The 21,996-nt window shown below is 58.5% G+C and carries 22 protein-coding genes and 2 tRNA genes; 10 read left to right on the top strand and 14 right to left on the bottom strand.

Annotated elements, in window-relative coordinates; genetic code table 11:
• Positions 1 to 14: 14 nt before the first annotated feature.
• From AC1DWM_RS01465 to AC1DWM_RS01450, 4 genes are all read right to left on the bottom strand, one after another.
• Positions 15 to 1,355, bottom strand: coding sequence for a sigma-54-dependent transcriptional regulator (locus AC1DWM_RS01465; protein ID WP_477794482.1), 1,341 nt, complete (start codon positions 1,353 to 1,355; stop codon positions 15 to 17).
• Between the two features lie 2 nt (positions 1,356 to 1,357).
• Entirely contained in the window at positions 1,358 to 2,944 is a 1,587-nt protein-coding gene (locus AC1DWM_RS01460) for a sensor histidine kinase (RefSeq protein WP_477794536.1), read from the bottom strand.
• The gene (locus tag AC1DWM_RS01455; protein WP_223515567.1) at positions 2,934 to 3,167 is read right to left on the bottom strand and encodes a PP0621 family protein; all 234 of its coding nucleotides are present in this window, start codon (positions 3,165 to 3,167) and stop codon (positions 2,934 to 2,936) included. The genes AC1DWM_RS01460 and AC1DWM_RS01455 overlap by 11 nt, the downstream gene beginning before the upstream one ends.
• Before the next feature lie 122 nt (positions 3,168 to 3,289).
• On the bottom strand, positions 3,290 to 4,312 hold the full coding sequence (locus AC1DWM_RS01450) for an outer membrane protein assembly factor BamD (RefSeq protein ID WP_223515569.1): 1,023 nt from the start codon (positions 4,310 to 4,312) through the stop codon (positions 3,290 to 3,292).
• Positions 4,313 to 4,463: 151 nt separating this feature from the next.
• Here AC1DWM_RS01450 and rluD point away from each other — a divergent pair, with 151 nt between their 5' ends.
• The 5 genes from rluD (at position 4,464) to AC1DWM_RS01425 (ending at position 9,304) form a co-directional block, all read left to right on the top strand.
• A complete protein-coding gene (gene rluD, locus AC1DWM_RS01445; protein WP_007942311.1) occupies positions 4,464 to 5,426 on the top strand; it encodes a 23S rRNA pseudouridine(1911/1915/1917) synthase RluD in 963 nt (320 codons plus the stop codon).
• On the top strand, positions 5,423 to 6,148 hold the full coding sequence (pgeF, locus tag AC1DWM_RS01440) for a peptidoglycan editing factor PgeF (protein ID WP_477794481.1): 726 nt from the start codon (positions 5,423 to 5,425) through the stop codon (positions 6,146 to 6,148). The genes rluD and pgeF overlap by 4 nt, the downstream gene beginning before the upstream one ends.
• Before the next feature lie 130 nt (positions 6,149 to 6,278).
• On the top strand, positions 6,279 to 8,843 hold the full coding sequence (gene clpB / locus AC1DWM_RS01435; RefSeq protein WP_477794480.1) for an ATP-dependent chaperone ClpB: 2,565 nt from the start codon (positions 6,279 to 6,281) through the stop codon (positions 8,841 to 8,843).
• Positions 8,844 to 9,142: 299 nt separating this feature from the next.
• A tRNA-Asn gene (locus tag AC1DWM_RS01430) sits at positions 9,143 to 9,218 on the top strand.
• A 9-nt stretch (positions 9,219 to 9,227) separates the two neighbouring features.
• Positions 9,228 to 9,304, top strand: a tRNA-Pro gene (locus tag AC1DWM_RS01425).
• Positions 9,305 to 9,402: 98 nt separating this feature from the next.
• On the opposite strand, the gene AC1DWM_RS01420 is transcribed toward AC1DWM_RS01425, so the two are convergent.
• The 5 genes from AC1DWM_RS01420 to AC1DWM_RS01400 all read right to left on the bottom strand — a co-directional run bounded on the left by AC1DWM_RS01420 (position 9,403) and on the right by AC1DWM_RS01400 (position 12,858).
• Complete coding sequence (locus AC1DWM_RS01420; RefSeq protein WP_477794479.1) at positions 9,403 to 9,801, bottom strand: HvfA family oxazolone/thioamide-modified RiPP metallophore; 399 nt, start codon at positions 9,799 to 9,801, stop codon at positions 9,403 to 9,405.
• A 323-nt stretch (positions 9,802 to 10,124) separates the two neighbouring features.
• A complete protein-coding gene (locus AC1DWM_RS01415) occupies positions 10,125 to 11,423 on the bottom strand; it encodes an NAD(P)/FAD-dependent oxidoreductase (RefSeq protein ID WP_223515596.1) in 1,299 nt (432 codons plus the stop codon).
• A gap of 60 nt (positions 11,424 to 11,483) precedes the next feature.
• Positions 11,484 to 11,657, bottom strand: a complete 174-nt coding sequence (locus AC1DWM_RS01410) for a DUF3094 domain-containing protein (protein WP_008028730.1) — start codon at positions 11,655 to 11,657, stop codon at positions 11,484 to 11,486.
• A 50-nt stretch (positions 11,658 to 11,707) separates the two neighbouring features.
• Complete coding sequence (locus AC1DWM_RS01405; protein WP_477794478.1) at positions 11,708 to 12,235, bottom strand: MOSC domain-containing protein; 528 nt, start codon at positions 12,233 to 12,235, stop codon at positions 11,708 to 11,710.
• The gene (locus AC1DWM_RS01400) at positions 12,232 to 12,858 is read right to left on the bottom strand and encodes a DUF1780 domain-containing protein (protein ID WP_007942303.1); all 627 of its coding nucleotides are present in this window, start codon (positions 12,856 to 12,858) and stop codon (positions 12,232 to 12,234) included. The genes AC1DWM_RS01405 and AC1DWM_RS01400 overlap by 4 nt, the downstream gene beginning before the upstream one ends.
• A 129-nt stretch (positions 12,859 to 12,987) precedes the next feature.
• Here AC1DWM_RS01400 and AC1DWM_RS01395 point away from each other — a divergent pair, with 129 nt between their 5' ends.
• The 3 genes from AC1DWM_RS01395 (at position 12,988) to AC1DWM_RS01385 (ending at position 14,420) form a co-directional block, all read left to right on the top strand.
• Complete coding sequence (locus AC1DWM_RS01395; protein WP_223515602.1) at positions 12,988 to 13,455, top strand: FAD/FMN-containing dehydrogenase; 468 nt, start codon at positions 12,988 to 12,990, stop codon at positions 13,453 to 13,455.
• Positions 13,452 to 14,141: an energy-coupling factor ABC transporter permease gene (locus tag AC1DWM_RS01390; protein ID WP_223515605.1), complete on the top strand. Its 690-nt coding sequence runs from the start codon at positions 13,452 to 13,454 to the stop codon at positions 14,139 to 14,141. The genes AC1DWM_RS01395 and AC1DWM_RS01390 overlap by 4 nt, the downstream gene beginning before the upstream one ends.
• A gap of 63 nt (positions 14,142 to 14,204) precedes the next feature.
• Entirely contained in the window at positions 14,205 to 14,420 is a 216-nt protein-coding gene (locus AC1DWM_RS01385; RefSeq protein WP_223515608.1) for a hypothetical protein, read from the top strand.
• A gap of 3 nt (positions 14,421 to 14,423) precedes the next feature.
• Here the strand turns inward: AC1DWM_RS01385 and yacG are convergent, their stop codons facing one another.
• From yacG to AC1DWM_RS01365, 4 genes are read right to left on the bottom strand one after another with little or no spacing between them, the layout of a single operon-like run.
• Positions 14,424 to 14,624, bottom strand: coding sequence for a DNA gyrase inhibitor YacG (gene yacG / locus AC1DWM_RS01380; protein ID WP_007942299.1), 201 nt, complete (start codon positions 14,622 to 14,624; stop codon positions 14,424 to 14,426).
• Positions 14,621 to 15,244, bottom strand: coding sequence for a dephospho-CoA kinase (gene coaE / locus AC1DWM_RS01375; RefSeq protein WP_452628184.1), 624 nt, complete (start codon positions 15,242 to 15,244; stop codon positions 14,621 to 14,623). Before coaE ends, yacG begins: the two co-directional genes overlap by 4 nt.
• On the bottom strand, positions 15,241 to 16,113 hold the full coding sequence (locus AC1DWM_RS01370; protein ID WP_223515613.1) for a prepilin peptidase: 873 nt from the start codon (positions 16,111 to 16,113) through the stop codon (positions 15,241 to 15,243). Before AC1DWM_RS01370 ends, coaE begins: the two co-directional genes overlap by 4 nt.
• Before the next feature lies 1 nt (position 16,114).
• Positions 16,115 to 17,332, bottom strand: coding sequence for a type II secretion system F family protein (locus AC1DWM_RS01365; RefSeq protein WP_477794477.1), 1,218 nt, complete (start codon positions 17,330 to 17,332; stop codon positions 16,115 to 16,117).
• A 233-nt stretch (positions 17,333 to 17,565) separates the two neighbouring features.
• Here AC1DWM_RS01365 and AC1DWM_RS01360 point away from each other — a divergent pair, with 233 nt between their 5' ends.
• Positions 17,566 to 17,988: a pilin gene (locus tag AC1DWM_RS01360; RefSeq protein WP_223515619.1), complete on the top strand. Its 423-nt coding sequence runs from the start codon at positions 17,566 to 17,568 to the stop codon at positions 17,986 to 17,988.
• Positions 17,989 to 18,295: 307 nt separating this feature from the next.
• Positions 18,296 to 18,649 carry a BON domain-containing protein gene (locus AC1DWM_RS01355; RefSeq protein ID WP_223515622.1) on the top strand — a complete coding sequence of 118 codons (354 nt, stop codon included), beginning with the start codon at positions 18,296 to 18,298 and terminating at the stop codon, positions 18,647 to 18,649.
• Positions 18,650 to 18,963: 314 nt separating this feature from the next.
• On the opposite strand, the gene AC1DWM_RS01350 is transcribed toward AC1DWM_RS01355, so the two are convergent.
• The gene (locus AC1DWM_RS01350; RefSeq protein ID WP_477794476.1) at positions 18,964 to 21,948 is read right to left on the bottom strand and encodes a DUF748 domain-containing protein; all 2,985 of its coding nucleotides are present in this window, start codon (positions 21,946 to 21,948) and stop codon (positions 18,964 to 18,966) included.
• Positions 21,949 to 21,996: the final 48 nt, after the last annotated feature.

Raw genomic sequence — 21,996 nt, 5'->3', positions numbered from 1 at the left:
CGACGAAGGGGCCCTCAATCCAACCCTAACTTCTTGAGCCTGTAACGCATCGATCTGAACGAAAGACTCAGCCGCTGAGCCGCCGCCGTGCGGTTCCAGCGGGTTTCCTCCAGCGCCTGGAGGATGACTTTGCGCTCGACGTTTTCCAGATAATCTTCCAGATTGTCGATCTGCGTCAGGTCCGGCACGCCGGTCTCTGCGGTGCAATTCCCTTCGGCCAGTCGCAGGTCGCAGGCTTCAATCTGCTTGTTCTCGCACAAGGTGTGAGCCCGTTCGAGCACGTTCTCCAGTTCTCGAACATTGCCCGGAAAACGGTAATTTTTCAGCGCATCCAGGGCAAGTGGGTGGAGCGTTGCGGCGGGTTGGCCGCTGCCGGCTGCCAAGCGCTTGAGCACATGGCTGGCCAGCGGTTCGATGTCGTCACGGCGTTCGCGCAATGAGGGAACCCGCAGTTCGATCACGTTGAGGCGGTAGTACAGATCCTGGCGAAATCGTTCAGCAGAGACTTCGGCATCGAGGTCTTTGTGGGTGGCGCAAAGGATGCGCACATCGACCACCGTTTCCTGTTGTTCGCCCACCCGGCGAACCGTTTTTTCCTGAATCGCACGCAGCAGTTTGACCTGCATGGCCAAAGGCAAATCCGCGACTTCATCGAGGAATAGCGTGCCGCCATGGGCGGCCTGGAACAGTCCGGGTTTGTCTTCGATGGCGCCACTGAAACTGCCTTTGCGATGCCCGAAGAATTCGCTTTCCATCAACTCTGACGGAATCGCCCCACAGTTGACCGGGACGAAGGGTTGATGGGCTCGCGGTCCTTGCTCATGGATCAGTCTGGCGACCAATTCTTTGCCACTGCCGGACTCGCCGCTGATGTAGACCGGCGCCTGGCTGCGCGCGAGTTTGTCGATGTGTTTGCGCAGGCTGCGCATGGGCAGGGAGTCGCCCAGTAGCCGGCGATCAATGGCCGTGCTGGCCTCGCCCGGTGCAGGCAAGCGCAGGGCGCTGGTGATCAGTTCTCTCAGCCGAGTGAGGTCGACCGGTTTGGTCAGGAAGTCGAAGGCGCCGGCCTTGAGTGCGTTGATCGCTGTTTCGAGACTGCCGTAGGCGGTGATCATCGCCACCGGCACTTGCGCGTAACGCTGCTGGATGTGCTGCACCAGCTCAAGGCCGGTGCCGTCGGGCAGGCGCATGTCGGTCAGGCACAGATCGAAGGATTCCCGGGCCAACAAGGCTTGGGCATCGCCCAGGTTGCGGACACTGAAGGTATCGAGTTTCATCCGTCCCAGGGTGATTTCGAGGAGTTCGCGGATATCCGGTTCGTCGTCGACGATCAGGACTTTGGGCCGTGGGCTCATGTTCAACTTTGTTTCCGTCCGTGGGCAAAAGTAATGCGAAAGCAGCCGCCTTGGCGTGGTTTGAAGTCTAGGCGGGCCTGATTGCTTTCGCACAGCTCACGGGACAGATAAAGCCCCAGGCCCGTGCCTTGGCTACTGGTGGTAAAAAACGGTTCGAACAAATGCACCTGCTGGTCCGGCGCCACGCCGGGGCCGTTGTCCACCACTTCGAGCATCGGTAACTGGGTGTCGGCATCAACAAACAACTCGAGCCAGACTTGGGCCGCGTCGTGATTCAGGGCGCTATGGCGCCAGGCATTGCGCAACAAATTGTCCAGAACCTGGGTGAGCTGGATCGGGTCCATCAAGGTGTTGAAGTCGCCTGAGCCTATACGCAAGTGAATGTGCTGACCCTCGGTCGTGCCCTCACGGGTTTCGGCGACGAACCTTTCCAGCCACGGCTTCAGATCGAGCCGTTGCGGTACGGTTTGCTGGCGGCGGGACAGTTGCAGGACGTTTTCGATAACCCGATTCATTCGCTGAGAGTGGTCTTGAATAATCTGGGTCAGACGCCGATCTGCCCCCTTGAGTTCCTCGGATTCGCGCAGCAATTGCGCGGCATGACTGATGGCGCCCAGTGGATTGCGGATTTCATGGGCAATACCCGCCGTCAGTCGACCGAGGGCGGCGAGTTTTAGTTGCTGTGCTTGTTGTGCGACCTGAGCGAGGTCTTCGAGAAAAACCAGGGTCTGGTGGTTGGGGCTTTGGTTCAGGGCAATGAAACTGGGTTGCAGCTCCAGGCCGTTGCCAGCGATTTTCAGGCTTTGCGGGCGCAGGGTCGGATTGTTTAGCCACAGCTGAAGACGTTCGGCCAGCATTGGCGAAAAATCATCGATCAGCTGTCCGTCGAGGGCTTTGTGCCCCAGGAAAGTCAATGCGCTGTGATTGGCCAGTAGCACCCGCCGCTGCTCGTCGAGCACCAGAATGCCCGTGCGCATGCGTTGCAGGATCAGCGCATTGAGTGCTTCGAGCCCCACCACTTCGCTGGCCCGCTGTTCGGCGAGGTGTTCGCTGACTTCCAAGCGTCTTGTCAGGCCTTGCACCAGCAATGCCGCGGCAAAACACAGCGCGCCGAGCGTGCCGACTTGCAGGTAATCGTTGGGACTGGCCGGGTGACTGTAGCTCAGGAGGAAACTCAAACCGACGATGCCCAGTGCGCCGACTGCGGCGATTGACAGGCCGGTACGTCCACGCAGCAGGGTATTGCCGATGGCCACTGACACGATCAATAGATTGCCGATGCCACTGGCCACTCCGCCAGCGGCGTAAAACAAACCGCAGAGCAGCAAGACGTCGACCAGCGCGAGGCTGAACAGCTGCGCCGGCCGTCGGGTGTTTTCCAGAAACACTACCAGCAGAATATTCAGCACCAGGTACAACCAGCTGCCACTGCGCAGCAGGTCGTCATTGGCGAACGCCAGCAACCCGTTGTCGAGGTTGCTGGTCATCAACAACACCAGAGTGATGCCGACGCTTAAGCGGTAGAGGTGATAAAGGCGCAGCAGTCGCTGGGCCTGTTTGTCGCCGGGACTGGGCGTCTCAGCGACCACCAGGGCCCGGGCCTTGCTCAAGGTGAGCCTGGCTGCAATACCACTGTTGTTGAAGGCTCAGCGCGCGGTCGCGGGGCAGGTGTACGCCGCAATGGGCGCAGCGGACCATCGGAGCAGCCTCCAGCTCGGCGGAAGACCTGGGGGCGGAAGCCGAGCCCTTGAACTTGCGCCAGAACCATACCGCAGCGGCAATCAGGGCGATCCAGAACAGTAAACGGAGCATGGTGAGCAGCTTTATGACGAGTGATTCAGCAGTTTAGCCAAGGTGATGCCAAGCGCACAGCGTAATCATCACGCCCACAAAAAAGGAGCCTTGCAAGGCTCCTTTTTGTACAACCTGAGGTGTCAGTCGAACACGCCAAAGGTCATGTAGCTGAACCACGAGCGGTCGCTGTTGTTGCCTTCGGACTCGTGTTGCTCTTCTTCGACTGCGTCGCCACTTCCATCTTTAGGCTTCAGTTCGCTCGGAATCGCTTCCTTGGCATCCTGGAACTGTCTCTGCACGTCCTGGTTGGCACGGGTTTCACCCGGCGGCAGTGGTGGGCGGGACTCGATCAGGCCCAGTGTGGCCTTGCTCATCCACGAGCGGTTGTCAGCTTCGGCAACCGAAGGCTTGAACTGACCGTCTTCCAGGCTTGGGTTGGTCGGGTAGTTGAGCTTCAGGGTTTCGAGGCTGGTGGCCGCCAGCTCGTCCAGATGCATACGCTGGTAGGCTTCAGTCATGATCGCCAGGCCGTCACCGACGGACGGGGTATCCTGGAAGTTTTCCACCACGTAACGGCCACGGTTCGCAGCGGCGACATAGGCCTGACGGGTCAGGTAATAGTGGCCAACGTGAATCTCGTAGGCCGCCAGCAAGTTGCGCAGGTAAATCATGCGCTGCTTGGCGTCTGGCGAGTAGCGGCTGTTCGGGAAGCGGCTAGTCAGCTGGGCGAACTCGTTGAAGGAGTCGCGAGCGGCACCCGGATCACGCTTGGTCATGTCCAGTGGCAGGAAGCGCGCCAGCAGGCCAACGTCCTGATCAAAGGACGTCAGACCTTTCATATAGTAGGCGTAATCCACGTTCGGGTGCTGCGGGTGCAGGCGAATGAAACGCTCGGCGGCCGACTTGGCAGCTTCTGGCTCGGTGTTTTTGTAGTTCGCGTAGATGAGCTCCAGTTGAGCCTGATCAGCGTAGCGACCGAACGGATAACGCGACTCCAGAGCCTTCAGCTTGGCAATGGCGCTGGTGTAGCTACTCTTGTCCAAATCTTGTTGAGCCTGCTGGTACAGCTCTACTTCGCTAAGGTTTTCGTCTACGACTTCCTTCGATGAGCAAGCAGCGGTCAATGCGAGGATGGCGATCAGCAGCAGGTGTTTCACTTGCATGGCGGCTTGCGTCCCTATGACGGCCGCTGTCTTGGGCGGGGCCGTCCTGTTATGATGAGCGCCCCGTTGTGTAGCCTCGGGGCAAAAGACGCCGTATTTAACCACAAGCGCGCAGCTGAAACCAAAAGCTGTGCCGACGCCTAGTCTGAGCATGTCCGATAAAATTGAACTCCGCGCAGAGGTGCCGTCCGAATTGGGCGGCCAACGCCTCGATCAAGTCGCCGCACAATTATTCGCTGAGCACTCGCGCTCGCGCCTTTCCGCCTGGATCAAAGACGGCCGCCTGACTGTGGATGGGGCGGTTATCCGCCCGCGAGACATCGTTCACGGTGGCGCCATTCTTGAACTGACTGCCGAGCAGGAAGCTCAGGGCGAATGGATCGCTCAAGACATCGAGCTGGACATCGTCTATGAAGATGACGACATCCTGGTGATCAACAAACCTGCGGGTCTGGTGGTGCATCCGGCTGCCGGCCACGCTGATGGCACCTTGCTCAACGCCTTGCTGCACCACGTGCCGGACATTATTAATGTGCCCCGCGCCGGTATCGTGCATCGCCTGGACAAGGACACCACCGGTCTGATGGTGGTGGCCAAGACCATTCAGGCGCAGACACAGCTTGTCACTCAATTGCAGAGCCGCAGCGTAAGCCGGATCTACGAATGCATCGTGATCGGTGTGGTGACAGCGGGTGGCAAGATCAACGCGCCAATCGGTCGTCACGGCCAGCAACGCCAGCGCATGGCGGTGATGGAAGGTGGCAAGCAAGCCGTCAGCCACTACCGCGTGCTCGAGCGTTTCCGCTCCCACACTCATGTGCGGGTGAAGCTGGAAACCGGTCGTACCCACCAGATTCGTGTGCACATGGCTCACATCAACTACCCGTTGGTCGGAGACCCTGCCTACGGCGGTCGCTTCCGTATTCCGCCGGCAGCCAGTGTGACCATGGTCGAATCGTTGAAGGCGTTCCCGCGTCAGGCCCTGCATGCGCGGTTCCTGGAGCTGGATCACCCGACCACCGGTAAACGCATGAGCTGGGAATCACCATTGCCGGACGATTTCGTCTGGTTGCTGACCCTGCTCAAGCAAGACCGTGAGGCGTTCATCGGATGAGTGACTGGCTGATTCCCGACTGGCCTGCGCCTGCCGGGGTGAAAGCCTGTGTGACCACCCGTGCGGGCGGCGTCAGCCTGACGCCGTTCGACAGCCTCAACCTCGGCGATCATGTCGACGACAGCCCCGAAGCTGTGGCCGAGAACCGTCGTCGCCTCACCGAACATTTCTCTATTCAACCGGCCTGGCTGCAACAGGTTCACGGCATCGCCGTGGCCCATGCGGATCCAAGCCTGGTAGCCACCGCTGACGCCAGCTGGACGGCCACGCCCGGTATCGCCTGCGCGGCGATGACGGCTGACTGTTTGCCAGCGCTGTTTTGCGACCGTGCCGGCACCCGCGTTGCAGCGGCGCACGCCGGTTGGCGCGGGTTGGCGGCGGGGGTGCTGGAAGCGACCCTCGACGCGTTGGCCGTACCGGCAGAAGACGTGCTGGTCTGGCTCGGCCCGGCCATTGGCCCGCAAGCCTTTGAAGTCGGCCCGGAAGTGCGCGAAACCTTCGTCCAGCAACTGCCAGAAGCCGCCAACGCCTTTGTGCCTAGTGCCAATGCTGGCAAGTTCATGGCCGATATCTATGAGCTGGCGCGTTTGCGTCTGGCGGTCCGTGGTGTCACTGCTGTTTATGGCGGCGGTTTTTGTACCGTGACCGATCCTCGCTTTTTTTCTTACCGCCGTAGTCCTCGCACCGGTCGGTTTGCCTCCCTTATTTGGCTCGAACGCTAAACTCTCCTGATCTGCGTCAACGTTACAACGCTTGAAACTCCCGGAATCGACCGCATCTATAACGTTATCTGGCAGGTTTCTTCATTCAGGATGTTTTATAGGTCCGGCCTGCTCAAAAGGAAGGTGACCCATGCGTATAGATCGTTTAACCAGCAAATTGCAGTTAGCACTATCCGACGCCCAATCCCTGGCTGTCGGCCTCGACCATCACGGCATCGAGCCGGCGCACTTGATGCAGGCCTTGCTTGAACAGCAGGGCGGCTCGATCAAACCCCTGCTGATGCAGGTCGGTTTCGACGTCAACAGCCTGCGTAAAGAGCTGACCAAAGAGCTCGACCAGCTGCCGAAAATCCAGAACCCGACCGGCGACGTGAACATGTCGCAGGACCTGGCGCGCCTGCTCAATCAGGCTGATCGCCTGGCCCAGCAGAAGGGCGACCAGTTCATCTCCAGCGAGCTGGTGCTGCTCGCTGCCATGGACGAAAACAGCAAACTCGGCAAGTTGTTGCTGGGGCAGGGCGTGAGCAAGAAAGCCCTGGAAAACGCGATCAATAACCTGCGTGGCGGCGAAGCGGTCAACGACGCCAACCACGAGGAGTCGCGCCAGGCACTGGATAAATACACCGTCGACCTGACCAAGCGTGCCGAAGAAGGCAAGCTCGATCCGGTGATCGGCCGTGACGATGAAATTCGCCGGACCATTCAGGTCCTGCAACGCCGTACCAAGAACAACCCGGTGCTGATCGGCGAGCCTGGCGTGGGTAAAACCGCCATCGCCGAGGGCCTGGCCCAGCGCATCATCAATGGCGAAGTGCCGGATGGCCTGAAAGGCAAGCGCCTGCTGTCCCTCGACATGGGGGCGCTGATTGCCGGCGCCAAGTATCGCGGTGAGTTTGAAGAGCGCCTGAAGTCGCTGCTCAACGAGCTGTCGAAGCAGGAAGGGCAGATCATTCTGTTCATCGACGAACTGCACACCATGGTCGGCGCTGGCAAAGGCGAAGGCTCGATGGATGCGGGCAACATGCTCAAGCCTGCCCTGGCTCGTGGCGAGCTGCATTGCGTCGGCGCGACCACGCTCAACGAGTACCGCCAATATATAGAGAAGGACGCAGCCCTCGAACGGCGCTTCCAGAAAGTACTGGTGGACGAGCCGAGCGAAGAAGACACCATCGCGATTTTGCGTGGCCTGAAAGAACGTTACGAGGTTCACCACAAGGTGGCGATCACCGACGGCGCGATCATCGCCGCGGCCAAGCTCAGTCATCGCTACATTACTGATCGTCAGTTGCCGGACAAGGCCATCGACCTGATCGACGAAGCGGCCAGCCGCATCCGTATGGAGATCGACTCCAAGCCGGAAGTGCTGGACCGTCTGGAGCGTCGCCTGATTCAGTTGAAGGTGGAATCCCAGGCGCTGAAGAAAGAAAGCGATGAGGCGGCGATAAAACGCCTGGAAAAACTCCAGGATGAAATCGGTCGCCTTGAGCGTGAGTACTCGGACCTCGAAGAAATCTGGAATTCGGAAAAAGCCGAAGTCCAGGGTTCTGCGCAGATCCAGCAGAAAATCGAACAGTCCCGTCAGGAGCTGGAAGCCGCGCGCCGTAAAGGCGACCTGAACCGCATGGCCGAGCTGCAATACGGGGTGATCCCGGACCTGGAGCGCAGCCTGCAAATGGTCGATCAGCACGGTAAAAGCGAGAACCAGTTGCTGCGCAGCAAGGTGACTGAGGAAGAAATTGCTGAAGTCGTGTCGAAGTGGACCGGCATTCCGGTGTCGAAAATGCTCGAAGGCGAGCGCGACAAACTGATGAAGATGGAAAGCCTGTTGCACCAGCGTGTGATTGGTCAGGACGAAGCGGTGATCGCGGTTTCCAACGCAGTGCGCCGTTCGCGGGCCGGGTTGTCTGACCCGAATCGCCCAAGTGGTTCGTTCATGTTCCTCGGCCCGACCGGTGTCGGTAAAACCGAGCTGTGCAAGGCACTGGCCGAGTTCCTCTTTGATACCGAAGAGGCGATGGTGCGGATCGACATGTCCGAATTCATGGAGAAACATTCCGTGGCCCGACTGATCGGTGCGCCACCAGGGTACGTGGGCTATGAAGAGGGCGGTTACCTGACCGAGGCGGTGCGTCGCAAGCCTTACTCGGTGATCCTCCTGGACGAGTTCGAGAAGGCCCACCCGGATGTGTTCAACATCTTGCTGCAAGTGCTGGAAGATGGCCGCTTGACCGACAGCCATGGCCGCACGGTGGATTTCAAGAATACCGTGATCGTCATGACGTCTAACCTGGGTTCGGTGCAGATCCAGGAACTGGTCGGTGATCGTGAAGCGCAGCGTGCGGCGGTGATGGATGCGATTTCCACCCACTTCCGGCCGGAGTTCATCAACCGGGTCGACGAAGTGGTGATCTTCGAGCCATTGGCGCGGGATCAGATCGCAGGCATTACCGAGATCCAGTTGGGACGCCTGCGCAGTCGTCTGACCGAGCGTGAGCTGAAACTGGAGCTGAGTCCTGAGGCCATGGATAAGCTGATCGCGGTGGGTTACGACCCTGTGTACGGCGCACGTCCGCTCAAACGAGCGATTCAGCGCTGGATCGAGAACCCTCTGGCTCAGTTGATTCTGTCGGGTCGTTTCATGCCCGGCGAGACCGCCAAGGGTGTGGTGGAGAACGACGAAATCGTATTCGTCTGACCCATCCAGGCAACAAAACTGATGAGGCCTCGCATTGCGAGGCCTTTTTTTCGCCAGGCTGTTGAACTCTAAGGAAAAGGCTTGTAAAGTGCGCCCCGCAGTAAGTCACCCGCCAGGGTTTCCGCTCCCCAAGCAGGAATCCAAAATAAGTTGCAAATCATTAACTTGAAAGCAATTTAGGGGGTTGACAGAGGTTCTGAAGATTGTAGAATAGCGCGCCTCAGACACACGAACGCAGCGATGCGAACGAGTCGAAGAGAACGCAAAAAGCTTCACCGTTGTAAATTGAAATATGTAGTTCCGTGATAGCTCAGTCGGTAGAGCAAATGACTGTTAATCATTGGGTCCCAGGTTCGAGTCCTGGTCACGGAGCCAATTTCAAACCGGGGTATAGCGCAGTCCGGTAGCGCGCCTGCTTTGGGAGCAGGATGTCAGGAGTTCGAATCCCCTTACCCCGACCATATTAAAAATCCTCGTATCGAAAGATACGGGGATTTTTTTTGTCTGCCGAAAAAGCCCCGCTTCTCGGTGGAGAAAGCGGGGCGTGGTACTCAGCGGCTTAGGCGCCTTCTTGATCTTTCAGGTGCTCGAACAAACCTTTTGGCATTTTCTTGCCGTTGGCTTCGAAGTTGGCTTTCACGTTGTTGTAAGCCTCTTGCTCGTCGATAAAACCGTCATGGTTGGTGTCGATCTTGTCGAAATTGGACTTTGGCGCGACTTTCAGGAATTCCGCACGGGAAACTTTACCGTCGTCATCGGTGTCGGTTTTGGCCATCGATGCATCGCCACACTTGCCTTCACCGCATTTGCCTTCAGGGGTTTTCACCACCTGTTCAGCCGAGGCCAGCAGATAGCCTTGAGTCAACGGCTGCGAAGCGAATACGGAGCCGGTCAACATCATGCCACCGGCCAAAACAGCGCCAAGCAGACCGATAGTGTTTTTGGTGGTACGGGACATTTCAATTCTCCTGGGTTGCACGACACAACCGCTTGATAACGGGTTGCCACGTAAGTGCGGCGATAAACCTGCGCAGGCGTGGTGCCTTGCTCGGGTGTGGCCATTTAGCGGGAGTGGTGTATCGCTACTGTGTCGCGCAAGGGGGGAGTTTGTAATCGAAGGGGCAAAAACGCGGGGGGAGATACAGTGAGACACAGATTTATACGTTGATGACTAAAAAATGTGGGAGCGAGCCTGCTCGCGAAGGCGGTGTAACAGTCAACACAGAGGTTGAATGTAATGGCCTCTTCGCGAGCAGGCTCGCTCCCGCAGTTGGATGTGTGTCAGTGCAGCTTGAGTCGCGGTTCAGTTCCGCGCCCGATCTTGCTGCCCAGCATCAGCATCGCCGTACGAAACGCGCCATACAGCGCCATCTGGTGCATACGGTACAGCGACACATAAAACATCCGCGCCAGCCAGCCTTCCAGCATCACACTACCGGTCAGGTTGCCCATCAAGTTACCCACAGCCGAAAAACGCGACAGCGAGATCAGCGAGCCGTAATCGGTGTACTTGTACTCCGGCAACGCCTTGCCTTCGATCCGCAGCTTCAGCGATTTGGCCAGCAACGAAGCCTGCTGGTGCGCCGCCTGGGCACGCGGCGGTACATTGCGATCAGTGCCCGGTTGCGGGCAGGCCGCGCAATCGCCGAAGGCGAAGATGTTCTCGTCGCGGGTGGTTTGCAGGGTTGGCAGCACTTGCAGCTGGTTGATGCGGTTGGTTTCCAGACCGTCGATGTCCTTGAGGAAACCCGGAGCCCGAATCCCGGCGGCCCAGACTTTCAGGCTGGCGTTGATCACTTTGCCATCGGCGGTGATCAGGCTGTCGGCCGTGACTTCACTGACCGCGGCATTGGTCATGACGTTGACCCCGAGTTTCTCCAGGGTTTTATGCACAGGCCCGCCGATACGTTCCGGCAGGGCAGGCAATACCCGTGGCCCGGCTTCGATCAGGGTGATGTGCATGTTTTCCGGTTTGATCCGATCCAGACCATAAGCGGCCAGTTCATGCGCAGCGTTGTGCAGCTCGGCGGCCAGTTCAACGCCGGTAGCGCCGGCACCAACGATGGCCACGCTGATCTGTTCGACTTTGTCGGTTTGCCCGGCATGGGCGCGTAGATAGTGGTTGAGCAGTTGCTGGTGGAAACGCTCGGCCTGTTTGCGCGTGTCGAGGAACAGGCAGTGCTGCGCCGCGCCTTGGGTGCCGAAATCGTTGGTGGTGCTGCCGACGGCAATCACCAGCGAGTCGTAACCCACTTCGCGGGCGGGCACCAGTTCCAGACCGGCTTCGTCGTAAGTGGCGGCCAGCTGGATTTTTTTCTGCGTGCGATCGAGCCCGCTCATGCGCCCCAGCTGGAACTCGAAGTGGTTCCATTTGGCCTGGGCAACATAGTTGAGTTCGTCTTCGGAGGAGTTCAGCGACCCGGCCGCCACTTCGTGCAACAGCGGTTTCCAGATGTGGGTCAGGTTCGCGTCGACCAGCATCACACTGGCCGTGCCGCGCTTGCCCAGAGTCTTACCCAGACGGGTAGCCAACTCCAGACCGCCGGCGCCGCCGCCAACGATGACAATACGATGAGTCATGGGGATATCTCGCAAGGCTAAAAGAAATCGGTGCAGTCAACCGAGCGAGCGCGATGCTGCTCATAGCGTCAGGTAACTGATAAATCGGCTCAACAGGCCCAGACCAATGGTCACTGCCAGTACTACCACCAGGAGCATCCACGGCCGGAAAGGACGGCGCTCGACTCGGTGCTGGGACAAGTGCAGGTACTCTTCGACATGCTTTTGGTCGTCGGGGTTCAGGCGGCTGGTCATAAAGGCCTCGTCAGTAGACGTTGCTGAATGTGTAGAAGCTACAGGCTGAGTTAACGAACGTTGAACGGAGCATAGCCGCTGTCCGGGACAGGCTCGACGCTCACCGTGTCGTCCAGGCGAATGATTCCACTTTGTATCACTCGGGCGGTGATTCCGCCATGTCCGCGCACGGCCTGAAAAGTCCCGGGGCCGAGGTTGTTTTGAAGGCGCGCACAAGGCTGGCACCAGCCGGTGGTTTCGAAAATCGCCTGACCGATCCGGAAGCGCCGACCCTTCAGGCTGAACAGGTTGATACCGCTGATAACGAGGTTGCGCCGCAAATCATTAGGTAATACCGGCTGATCGTCCGTGCGGCCCATCAACGAACTGATCACCGCCAGATGCTCCCACTGAATCAACGTCACCTGCCGCGCGTTACGCACGCCAGGGCGGGCTCGATCGCCGGTCAAACCGGCTTCGAGTCGCGCTTCCACGGCATCCAGTTCGATCATCGGTACGTGAGGTTCGGGGCGCACGCCGATCCAGCGTACGCGGCCGGTTTGCGGGACTTGCGCGATCAATTCCTGCAATGGGCTCACAGGCTGATTCCGACATCGAAGACGATGCTGCGCCCCAGATTACTGCGCAAGAAGTCCGGTGCATCCGGGTGCGCGAACAGCACCCGGGCGAACGTCGGGCCGACCAGTGACAGCGAACGCCAGCCCTGGCGCAGGTATTCGGTCGGCGGTGGAAAATGGCTGTTGAGGTCCAGCACTTCGCGCTTGAGGCTGGCGAAGGCGATGATGTCGAGCTCCCCCAGATCCATGCCACGTTCTTTGTAGTTGTGCGCTTTTTTGCGCAAGGTCGGCGCCAGTCTCAGCAAAAACTCATTGGCGGGGATGCGTTTGGGTTTGGCTTCGCGTCGCACTAACTGACTCAGGGAAAACGCACTGCGCCGACGTTGCAGTTCGTCGCGCCATTCGTCGTTCAGTCGCCGGCCCTCATCGAGCACGAAGAACACCTCGAAATTCGCCTCCCGAAACAATACGTCCGGCGGCTCGCCGGCCGGGGCGAACTCGTCGGCGCGGTAGGGAATGTTCAAGCCTTGCAGCAGGCGCTGGCACACCCAACGCTCACGCTCCCATTTGCGGGCATTGGACAGGAACGCGTTGGCTTGCTCGGCCGCGATGGTCAGCAGGCGTAAATAATCTGAGTCATCCATAGGCCCAAGCTTAGCGTTCAAATGCGACAAGCAGAAAGCGTTTACCGGCAATGGACGTCACTGGGCAGTCTGAAAGGGCGGTGTAGACTGATGGCCATCATGCAGAAGCGATAGGACAAGGGGTTGAAGGTGAAATATTGGCCGGTGTTGCTGCTCAGTTTTCTGCCCTTGTGGGCCCAGGCACTGGAAGTGGGCGAGCGACTGGCGCCCTGGACCTTGCTCGATCAGTACGACCAGGCGTTCACGCTAGATAATCAGGCTCGGACGCTGCTGGTGGCGCGAAGTATGGACGCCGCCAAACTGGTAGAGGCTGCACTGCAAGGCCAGCCAAAAGGCTATCTGGAGGCGCGGCACGTCGTATTTTTAGCGGACATCCAGCGCATGCCACGGTTGATTGCGAAGATGTTTGCCATTCCGGCCATGCGCGATTATTCCTACCGGGTAATGCTGGACCGTGAGGGGCGTGTGGCGCAGCGCTACCCCGGGGCTGAGGACAAGGTACTGTGGCTGCAACTCAAGGACGGCCAATTGTTGGCACAACACGAATATGCCACGGCCGCGCAGCTACATGAGGCGCTAGAGAAGGCCCGACCATGATTGGTGCCGAGTTGCTGTCACCGCAGACGCTGACGGTCGGCTGGCTGATCTATGTGCCTGTGCTGCTCTGGGCCATCTGGCGCACGCCCTGGGTTGAGCTATTCACAGACAGCCGCCGCCAGCATTTGCTGTTTGGCACGGTGTTCGCGCTGTTTATGCTGTGGCTGGTGCGGCGGGATTTCGACACTGGCGTGTCTTATCACTTCATCGGCATGACAGCCGTGACCCTGCTGCTGGATTGGCCGTTGGCGATCATCGGCGGCTTGATTGCGCAGTTCGGGCTGGTGTTGCTCGGGCGTCAGGACCTGGTCGCCGTTGGCGTAAACGGGGCGCTGCTGATTTTACTGCCGGTGCTGGTCACTGAGTGCATCGCCATCCGGGTGGAGCGGGCGCAGCCGCGTAACCTCTTTGTGTATATCTTTTGTTCCGGTTTTTTTGCGGCGGCGCTGTCGGCGTTGTTGTGCCTGCTGCTGGCGTTGTGGGTGCTGTGGTTCGACGAACGTTTTGCCATGCCGTATTGGCTGGAAGATTTTGTCGGCTATCTGTGGCTGCTGATTTTTCCGGAAGCGTTCATCAACGGCATGATCGTCAGCGCGCTGGTGGTGTTTTGCCCAGAATGGCTGGAGACGTTCAATCGCACGCGCTACCTTTCGGCCCCCTGGAAAGACGACGATCCGAAGTCTTGATCCACATCACATCGGCACTTCATCGACGAATTCATGCTCGACAAAACCTTCAGGAGCATCGGTATGAGTGTGTACGAGTGGGCGAGGCAGGAGTTGCGTCAGAGTCTGGATGGGGCGCAGGAGGTGGGGTTTGATCCGGGCTTGAGCCTGCGCGCCTTGCTCAGCGCGGTAGTAGAGCAAAGCAAGGCAGTGCGCAGTACCGAAGACCTGGCCGACGAGTTGCGTTTTCTCGCGGAAAACCTCGATGACGACCAGGACTACGGTTTTATGCGGCCTTGAACCTCAGTGACGCGGTTCGAAGTCTTCGCTGAACAGGTCGTCCTCGGCGTCCGGGCTGACCGGAATCTTGTGTTCTTCCGATGCCCATGCCCCGAGATCGATCAGTTTGCAGCGATCCGAGCAGAACGGCCGGAAGGTGTTCTCGGCACTCCATTCAACAGGAGCGCCACAGGTTGGGCATTGGACGGTTGGGGTCTGGCTCATGACTGGCCTCCACGCAAAGTAAGGTAAAAGTGATGCAGGCGTTCGACCTCGCTGTGCAGCCAGGCGAGGTCGCGGTCGTTGACCACCACATCGTCGGCATGGCTCACGCGGTCCTGGCGGCTGGTCTGGACCTTGAGGATCGCCTGGACCTGTTGTTCAGTGGTCTGGTCACGCTGCAAGGTGCGTTCGATTTGTAACTGTTGCGGGGCATCGATTACCAGGACGCGTTGAGTCATGGCGGTCTGCCCGGACTCGATCAGCAGCGGCGAAACCAGAATCGCGTAAGGCGATTGTGCCTTGGCCAGATTGTGAGCGATTTCTTCACCGATCAACGGATGCAACAAGCCTTCGAGCCACCGGCGTTCCTCCGGCACTTCAAAGATCAATGCGCGCAGGGCCGCACGATCCAGTTGTCCGTCGGCTTGCAGCACACCAGGTCCGAAGTGTTCGGCGATGGCGGCCAGCGCCGGGCGACCCGGTTCCACCACCCAGCGCGCCGCGTGATCGGCGTCCACGACGTGGATGCCCAGGTCGATGAAGTGTTGGGCGGCCGCGCTTTTGCCGCTGCCGATGCCGCCGGTCAGGCCGAGAATCCAGGGTTTTTCCACAGGGGTATTCATTTCAAACCGACAAACTGCCAATAGAAGTCGGTTATTTGACCACCCCAGAGCAAGGCAATCCAGCCGGCAATCGCCAGATAGGGGCCGAAGGGGATTGGCGACGAGGTTTTTGCGTTGCGCAGACGCAACAAAATCACCCCGAGAATGGCGCCCACGAGCGATGACAGCAGGATCGTCAGCGGCAGAATTTGCCAGCCACCCCACGCCCCGAGCATGGCCAGTAACTTGAAATCACCGTGGCCGATACCGTCTTTTCCGGTAAGCAGCTTGAACAGCCAGAAAACCGACCACAACGCCATGTACCCGGCCACCGCCCCCCAAAGAGCTTCATGTAATGATACGAAGACCCCGAAGCTGTTGACGATCAACCCCAGCCATAACAGCGGCAGTACCAGCACATCCGGCAGCAGTTGGTGCTCGGCGTCGATCAGGCTCATCGCCAGCAAGCCCCAGGTCAGGACCAACACCATGCAGGCCTGCCACCCGAAACCGAAATGCCAGGCGATAAACGCCGAGAGCAGGCCACAAGTCAGTTCGGTCAGCGGATAGCGCTTGCCGATAGGTGCGGCGCAGTTCGAGCATCGCCCCCGTAAAAACAGATAACTGAGCACCGGGATGTTTTCCCATGCGCGAATTCGATGGTCGCACTGCGGGCAATGGGAGTGGGGCAGCATCAGATTGTAGGTCGGGCCGGGTGCTTCGGGTGGTACACCCAGCACGTCATGGGCTTGTAGCCGCCATTCGCGGTCGAGCATTTTCGGCAGGCGCCAGATCACCACATTGAGGAAGCTGCCCACGACCAGGCCCACCACTAATGCGAGGGTCACGAAGAACGCCGGGTAAACAGTCAGAATTTCATTCAAAGGCATGTCAGATCGCTGAGCCGAGTTGGAAGATGGGCAAGTACATCGCAACCACCAGGCCCCCGACGATAACACCCAGCACGACCATGATGAATGGTTCCATCAGGCTGGTGAGGTTATCGACCATGTTGTCTACTTCGTCTTCGTAGAAGCCCGCGACCTTGTCAAGCATGGCATCCAGTGCGCCGGACTCTTCACCAATGGCCGTCATTTGAATCGCCATGTTGGGGAATACGCCGCAAGTGCGCATGGAAAAATTCAGTTGCATGCCGGTCGACACGTCCTGCCTGATGCGCAGGACCGCACGCTTGAACACGATGTTGCCGGTCGCACCGGCCACGGACTCCAATGCTTCGACCAATGGCACGCCGGCGGCAAAGGTAGTCGACAGCGTTCGGGCGTAGCGGGCCACGGCAGACTTGTACATCAGCGTGCCGATCAGGGGCAGTTTCAACAGCCAGGTGTCCAGCCAGTCGCGAAAGCCCGGGGATTTCTTGAAAGCGTGGCGCACGCCGAAAATCGCCGCGATCAGCACACCGAGCATCACCCACCACCAGTGCTGCATGAACGCCGACAGGCCGATGACCATCACCGTGAAGGCAGGCAGTTCGGCACCAAAACCTTTGAACACCGACTCGAACTGCGGCACCACCTTGACCAGTAGAATCCCCGTGACAATGATCGCGACAAACACCACGGCCAATGGGTAGGTCATGGCTTTCTTGATTTTTGCCTTCAGGCTTTCGCTCTTTTCCTTATAGGTCGCCACCCGTTCCAGCAAAGTATCGAGAGCGCCGGCCTGCTCGCCGGCATCCACCAGGTTGCAGTAGAGCTCATCGAAATACTGCGGCTTTTTGCGCAGGGACGCGGCGAAGCTGTTACCCGCCGCGACTTCCTGTTTCAACTCGTCCACCAGTTTGCGCATGGCCGGGTTATCGAAGCCTTCGCCGATAATGTCGAACGACTGCAACAGCGGCACGCCGGCTTTCATCATGGTCGCCATCTGCCGGGTGAACAGGGCGATGTCCTGAGTCTTGATGCGTTTGCCGACGTTGAAAATCGACGCGGATTTCTTGCGCACCTTGCCGGGGGTGATGCCTTGCTTGCGCAGTTGGGCCTTGATCAACGCCGGGTTCTGGCCGCTCAACTCACCGATCATCTTGGTGCCTTTCCTGTCTGTGCCTTCCCAAGCGTAGACATTTGTTTTTGCTGCTTTGACCGACATGTTCAGTCCTTGGTGACCCGATTGATTTCTTCATGGCTTATAGCCTAGTCAAGGCGCTGAGCCAAACCAGCGGCCTTGAGGTGACAAAAAGTGTCAGATAGTGCGCTTCCTGGGGGTAGGAACGGTCCTTGATTCGACTCGCCGCCCCGCGAACAAGGGCTGTAGCGCTTGGCATGGGCTGTGCTGATGCTCTTTCAGATCATGAGCTTTCGACTCATGCATGGAGCTTGTCTATGAAGACTCAGAAAGGTTTTACCCTGATCGAACTGCTGATCGTGGTGGCGATCATCGGGATTCTGGCGACGTTTGCGTTGCCGATGTATTCCAAATATCAGGCCAGGGCGAAGTTGACGGCTGGCCTGGCCGAGATTTCCGCGATGAAGGTGCCGTATGAAGATGCGATCAACCAAGGCATTGCGCCAACGGTAGCCAACGTGGCGCCGGCGGGTAATGCCACGACCAGCAATTGCACCGTCGCGGTCACCGGCGCAGTGGCCACAGGCAATGGCACCATCACCTGCACGATTTTGAATGCCCCAGGGCCAGTGCTGAGCAAGACCATTACGTTGAAGCGTGATGCGGCCAATGGCTGGTCGTGTATCAGTTCCGCTGACCAAGATTACTTACCTAAAGCCTGCACCAGTTCCGCCTCGTAAACGCTGACGCCCAACACGGCCCCGCTGCTTCGGTTGCGGGGCTTTTTTTTGTTTGTCGAATGCCTGGCTACTGCAAAAAAGGCAAAAAATTCAGGGTGTTAGGAACTTTGTGAAAACCCGCAAGTTGCATGCAGAGTTTTGCCTGGTCATGCATTTTGCATGATTTCGAAAATTCGCAATATTTATAACGTATTGATTTATAACGATTTAGTTGTTGTCTCAACGTTGGCACAGCGTTCGCACTCTACCCAGTAACCCTGCTGCGAAGACAACCAGCAGACTTTCTAGAAAAACAGGAGTTACTCGTATGAAGAAGTTCGCTATCGCTGCCGCTACTGCTACCGCGCTGACCCTGACGCTGGCCAACGCTGCATTCGCGCAGACCACCACCACTCAAGCCCCGTTGACAGTGGCTACTGGTGAAGCTGCCAAGGTCGAGGAAGTTACTTCCGATACCTGGATCACGACCAAAGTTAAAAGCGACTTGCTGACCGAAAAAGGCATTCCTGGCACCGACATCAAAGTCGAAACCAACAAAGGCGTCGTGTCACTGTCGTCCACTGTTGCAGTGACTGATTCCCAGAAAGCCACCGCAGTGGCGATCACCAAGAAAATCAAAGGCGTCAAAGCGGTCTCCGCTGACGGCCTGAAAGCCGAGTAAGGCAAGACTTCTCGCCTGGACCGGGAGAAGGTGTGGCAGACGGGCTGAGTAATACGGCTGCCACTTCTTGGGCGTTCATGCGAACGGCCATAAGGATGTGGTCATTACAGGCCCCCGACAATCGTGTCAGGGGCCTGTTCTATTTGGGTGGCACAAAACAACTGTGGGAGCGAGCCTGCTCGCGATAGCTGAGTGTCAGGCGACATCTATCTGGAATGTCCGATCCCCATCGCGAGCAGGCTCACTTCTACAATGGATTTTTGGTCACTCAAAATGGTGGTGAGTTCGATGGCTGCTGACCAATCTTCCGAGCATCACTCGGCATCCAGATGCAACGGCGTCACCACCCGGCCGTCACTTTGCGCTTCGCCAAGGTTGGCGTCGATGAAGTACACACGGTCGTCGGCCAGCTGACCTTTATCCACCAGATAGTCCTTGATGCTGCTCGCGCGCTCCTGCCCCAACTGACGCAACAGCACGTCACTGGTACTCCAGAACTTGATCACGTCGGCGCGCATTTTGGCGGTGCGTTCTTCCTTGCCCAGGTCCTTCCATTCGGCCGGCGGTTGAGTCTTCAGGCGCGTGCGGTAGATGCCTTCCAACAGCGGGCCTTTCTCGTTTTCCGGGACCACCAGCAATGAGGCCTGGGCCGGGACTTTGTCACCGCGACGCTGGAGCATTTTGTAGTAGTTGTATTGGTATTCCCGTTCCAGGCGTTGCTCGGCAATCAACGGGCCGTCACTGCTGGCGGCCGCCGTGCCTTCGATTTCAAGGCGCAGGGCCGGACGTTCCTTCAAGGCTTGGGACAGTTTGACCAACGCCCCTTCGGCTTCCTGGCTCAAATCGCTTGAGCCTGGTGCGAACGATACGGTGCCCAAGTCCTCGGAACCGCCGCCACTGACCAGTCCGCCAATCAGTTTGAACGGCGCAGCGGCGGCTTTGACGATCAGGTTGCGCAGGGTTTGCCAGATAATCGGCATGACGCTGAACTGCGGATTATTGAGGTCGCCAGTGACAGGCAATTCGATGGAAATCTTGCCATCTACGTCTTTGAGCAAGGCAATCGCCAGTTTCAGCGGCAGGCTCACGGCATCCGGGCTGTCGACCTTTTCACCGAGTTGCAATTGCTCGATCACCACTTTGTTCTCGGCCTTGAGCTGGCCTTTGGTGATCAGGTAATGCACATCGAGATTGAGCCGGCCCTTGCGGATGCGATACCCGGCGAATTTGCCGGAGTAGGGCGTGAGCGTGGTCAGTTCCACCCGTTTGAAGCTGGTGGCGATGTCGAGACTGGCCATCGGGTCGAACGGATTGACCGCGCCCTTGATGGTCACCGGCGCATAACGGTCAACCTTGCCTTTGACGTCCACGCTGGCCGGTTTCGCCTGGCGGCTGTCGATGGTACCGATCTGCCCGTTGAGCTGTTGGATGGCGGTGGCGAAGTTCGGTGTCAGGCTGAAGTCGGCGAAGTTCGCCGAACCGTCATTGATGGCAATGCCGCCGATGTGAATGCCCAGTGGTTTGTCTTTGCTGGCCGGTTTGGCCGCGGTGGTTTTGGCGCCGCTATCGGGCGGTTGCGGGATCAGCAGGTCATCGATGTTGGTGGTGCGATCATCATTGATCATGAAGCGCGCATAGGGCTGGAACAGATTGACCTTGTCGATCGACAGGCTGTCACCGTGCTGATAATTCAGGCCTTCGAGCACCAATTGTTGCCACTTGAGGAAGTCGCGGGTTTTAAGGGTGTCGAGGGTGTGCAACTGATCGACCTGAGCACGACCGGTGACGCTGAATGCCAATGGCTCGGTGCTTTTCAGATCGACCGCCAGATCACTGCCGAGCATGCCGCTGCGCAGTTCCAGGCGAATGAACGGGGTGATGTAGGACTGTGCGACACGCAGGTCGATGTCTTTGGTCTGCACCTTCAGTTTGGCGCTGACCGGGGCGAGATTGACCACGCCATCGGCCATGATCTTGCCCTGTTTGCCCACGCCGGTGTCGAGCTTGAGATTAAAGGGCGAACCATTGAGGCTGTCGAAGTTCTGCAGGTCCAGGTTCAACGGGCCGACTTCCAGCGCTACGGCGGGTTGTGCCTTGCGGTCGGCCAGGTGCACCTGGTAATCGCGCAATTGCACGTCTTTGAGCAACACCTGCCACGGTTTGCTCGGTGGCGCTGGTTCAGGTTTGGGTGAGTCGGCGGCTGCTGGTGTACTGGCGGGTTCGGCCTTGGCTTTGGCAGCGGGTTTGGACGGCTGGCTGGCGAACAGCTTTTGCCAGTCGAGTTGCCCGTCGGCTTCGAGGGCGGCCCAGGTTTCGAGTTTCTGGCTGCGAATCTTGCCGACTACCACTTGCTGCTTGGCCAGGTCGACCGTGGTTTCACTGATGTCCAGTCGTTCCAGCTTCGCCAACGCTCGGCCGTCCGGGGCCTTGATCGCGAACGGCGCGATGCTGGCCGCGAGGTTGTTCAGCAGCAGTTCGGTTTCTTTGGACAGGTTGAGTTTGTAGTCGGTACTGAGGCTCATGATGCCGCTTTCGAGGTCCAGGGGCACGGCGTCGCGCACATAGGGCCAGAAGGCTTTCATTTTGCCATCGGTGATTTTCAGCTTACCTTCGGAGGCGAGCGGGATCAGGCTGAAGTTGCCGGTCCAGTCTACCTGTCCGCCGTTGGGGCCGATGGCCACCAAGGTCATGTCGGCGCTGTCGTCGGGCAGGGTGCTGAGGTTTTTCAGCTCGAAGTCGAGTTTGTCGTAGAGGAACTCGATAGGTTCGCTTGGTCGGGCATCTTCAAAGTGCACGGCGCCGCCGGCCAGTTCGATCCGCTCGATGCGCAGCGGAAACGGCTTGGCATCCGGGTCGGCGGGGGTGGGTTCGCTCGCTGGCAGTTTGAACAGCCCAAGCAGATTGAGCTTGCCGTCCTTGCTGAAGAGGATTTCAGTCTTGGGCTTGACCAGTTCGATCTCGGACAAATGCACGGCCTTGGTCCACAGACTGTCCACTTGCAGGTTGGCGTACAGGCGTTCGAAGCCGAACTGCTCTTTGCCCGGCTCGCCGATGACCAGGCCCCAAAGGGTGACTTCCAGGCTGAACGGGTTGAGTTCGATCCGCTGAAGGTGGGCGGGCACCGTGGCGTAGTTGGCCAATTGTTGGTTGGCAACCCGCAACGCGATACCCGGTAAAATCAGAAACCCCAGCAAGCTGTAGAGGGCCAGAGCAGTCAACAAGGCGCCGATAGCGCGAATCAATCCTTTGGGCATGTGTGGCTTCATCTGTCTGAATCGGAGTGCCTTGGAGTATGGCATGCGATTGCAGTTCCGAAGTGACCACGCTTTGCAGGATTTAACTGAATT

Source organism: Pseudomonas sp. P4_C8, assembly GCF_056401975.1.
Note: the sequence above shows the minus strand (reverse complement) of the source record. Positions and strands in the feature narration are given on the sequence as shown.

Coding starts and splice junctions, on each gene's coding strand:
- coaE (WP_452628184.1), bottom strand. CDS start 15,244: ATGAATACCCCTGTGGAAAAACCCTGGATTCTCGGCCTGACCGGCGGC.
- AC1DWM_RS01390 (WP_223515605.1), top strand. CDS start 13,452: ATGATTGGTGCCGAGTTGCTGTCACCGCAGACGCTGACGGTCGGCTGG.
- AC1DWM_RS01420 (WP_477794479.1), bottom strand. CDS start 9,801: ATGTCCCGTACCACCAAAAACACTATCGGTCTGCTTGGCGCTGTTTTG.
- yacG (WP_007942299.1), bottom strand. CDS start 14,624: ATGAGCCAGACCCCAACCGTCCAATGCCCAACCTGTGGCGCTCCTGTT.
- AC1DWM_RS01410 (WP_008028730.1), bottom strand. CDS start 11,657: ATGACCAGCCGCCTGAACCCCGACGACCAAAAGCATGTCGAAGAGTAC.
- AC1DWM_RS01355 (WP_223515622.1), top strand. CDS start 18,296: ATGAAGAAGTTCGCTATCGCTGCCGCTACTGCTACCGCGCTGACCCTG.
- AC1DWM_RS01370 (WP_223515613.1), bottom strand. CDS start 16,113: ATGCCTTTGAATGAAATTCTGACTGTTTACCCGGCGTTCTTCGTGACC.
- AC1DWM_RS01385 (WP_223515608.1), top strand. CDS start 14,205: ATGAGTGTGTACGAGTGGGCGAGGCAGGAGTTGCGTCAGAGTCTGGAT.
- AC1DWM_RS01360 (WP_223515619.1), top strand. CDS start 17,566: ATGAAGACTCAGAAAGGTTTTACCCTGATCGAACTGCTGATCGTGGTG.
- clpB (WP_477794480.1), top strand. CDS start 6,279: ATGCGTATAGATCGTTTAACCAGCAAATTGCAGTTAGCACTATCCGAC.
- AC1DWM_RS01400 (WP_007942303.1), bottom strand. CDS start 12,858: ATGGATGACTCAGATTATTTACGCCTGCTGACCATCGCGGCCGAGCAA.
- AC1DWM_RS01365 (WP_477794477.1), bottom strand. CDS start 17,332: ATGTCGGTCAAAGCAGCAAAAACAAATGTCTACGCTTGGGAAGGCACA.
- AC1DWM_RS01465 (WP_477794482.1), bottom strand. CDS start 1,355: ATGAGCCCACGGCCCAAAGTCCTGATCGTCGACGACGAACCGGATATC.
- AC1DWM_RS01415 (WP_223515596.1), bottom strand. CDS start 11,423: ATGACTCATCGTATTGTCATCGTTGGCGGCGGCGCCGGCGGTCTGGAG.
- AC1DWM_RS01450 (WP_223515569.1), bottom strand. CDS start 4,312: ATGCAAGTGAAACACCTGCTGCTGATCGCCATCCTCGCATTGACCGCT.
- AC1DWM_RS01455 (WP_223515567.1), bottom strand. CDS start 3,167: ATGCTCCGTTTACTGTTCTGGATCGCCCTGATTGCCGCTGCGGTATGG.
- AC1DWM_RS01350 (WP_477794476.1), bottom strand. CDS start 21,948: ATGCCATACTCCAAGGCACTCCGATTCAGACAGATGAAGCCACACATG.
- rluD (WP_007942311.1), top strand. CDS start 4,464: ATGTCCGATAAAATTGAACTCCGCGCAGAGGTGCCGTCCGAATTGGGC.
- pgeF (WP_477794481.1), top strand. CDS start 5,423: ATGAGTGACTGGCTGATTCCCGACTGGCCTGCGCCTGCCGGGGTGAAA.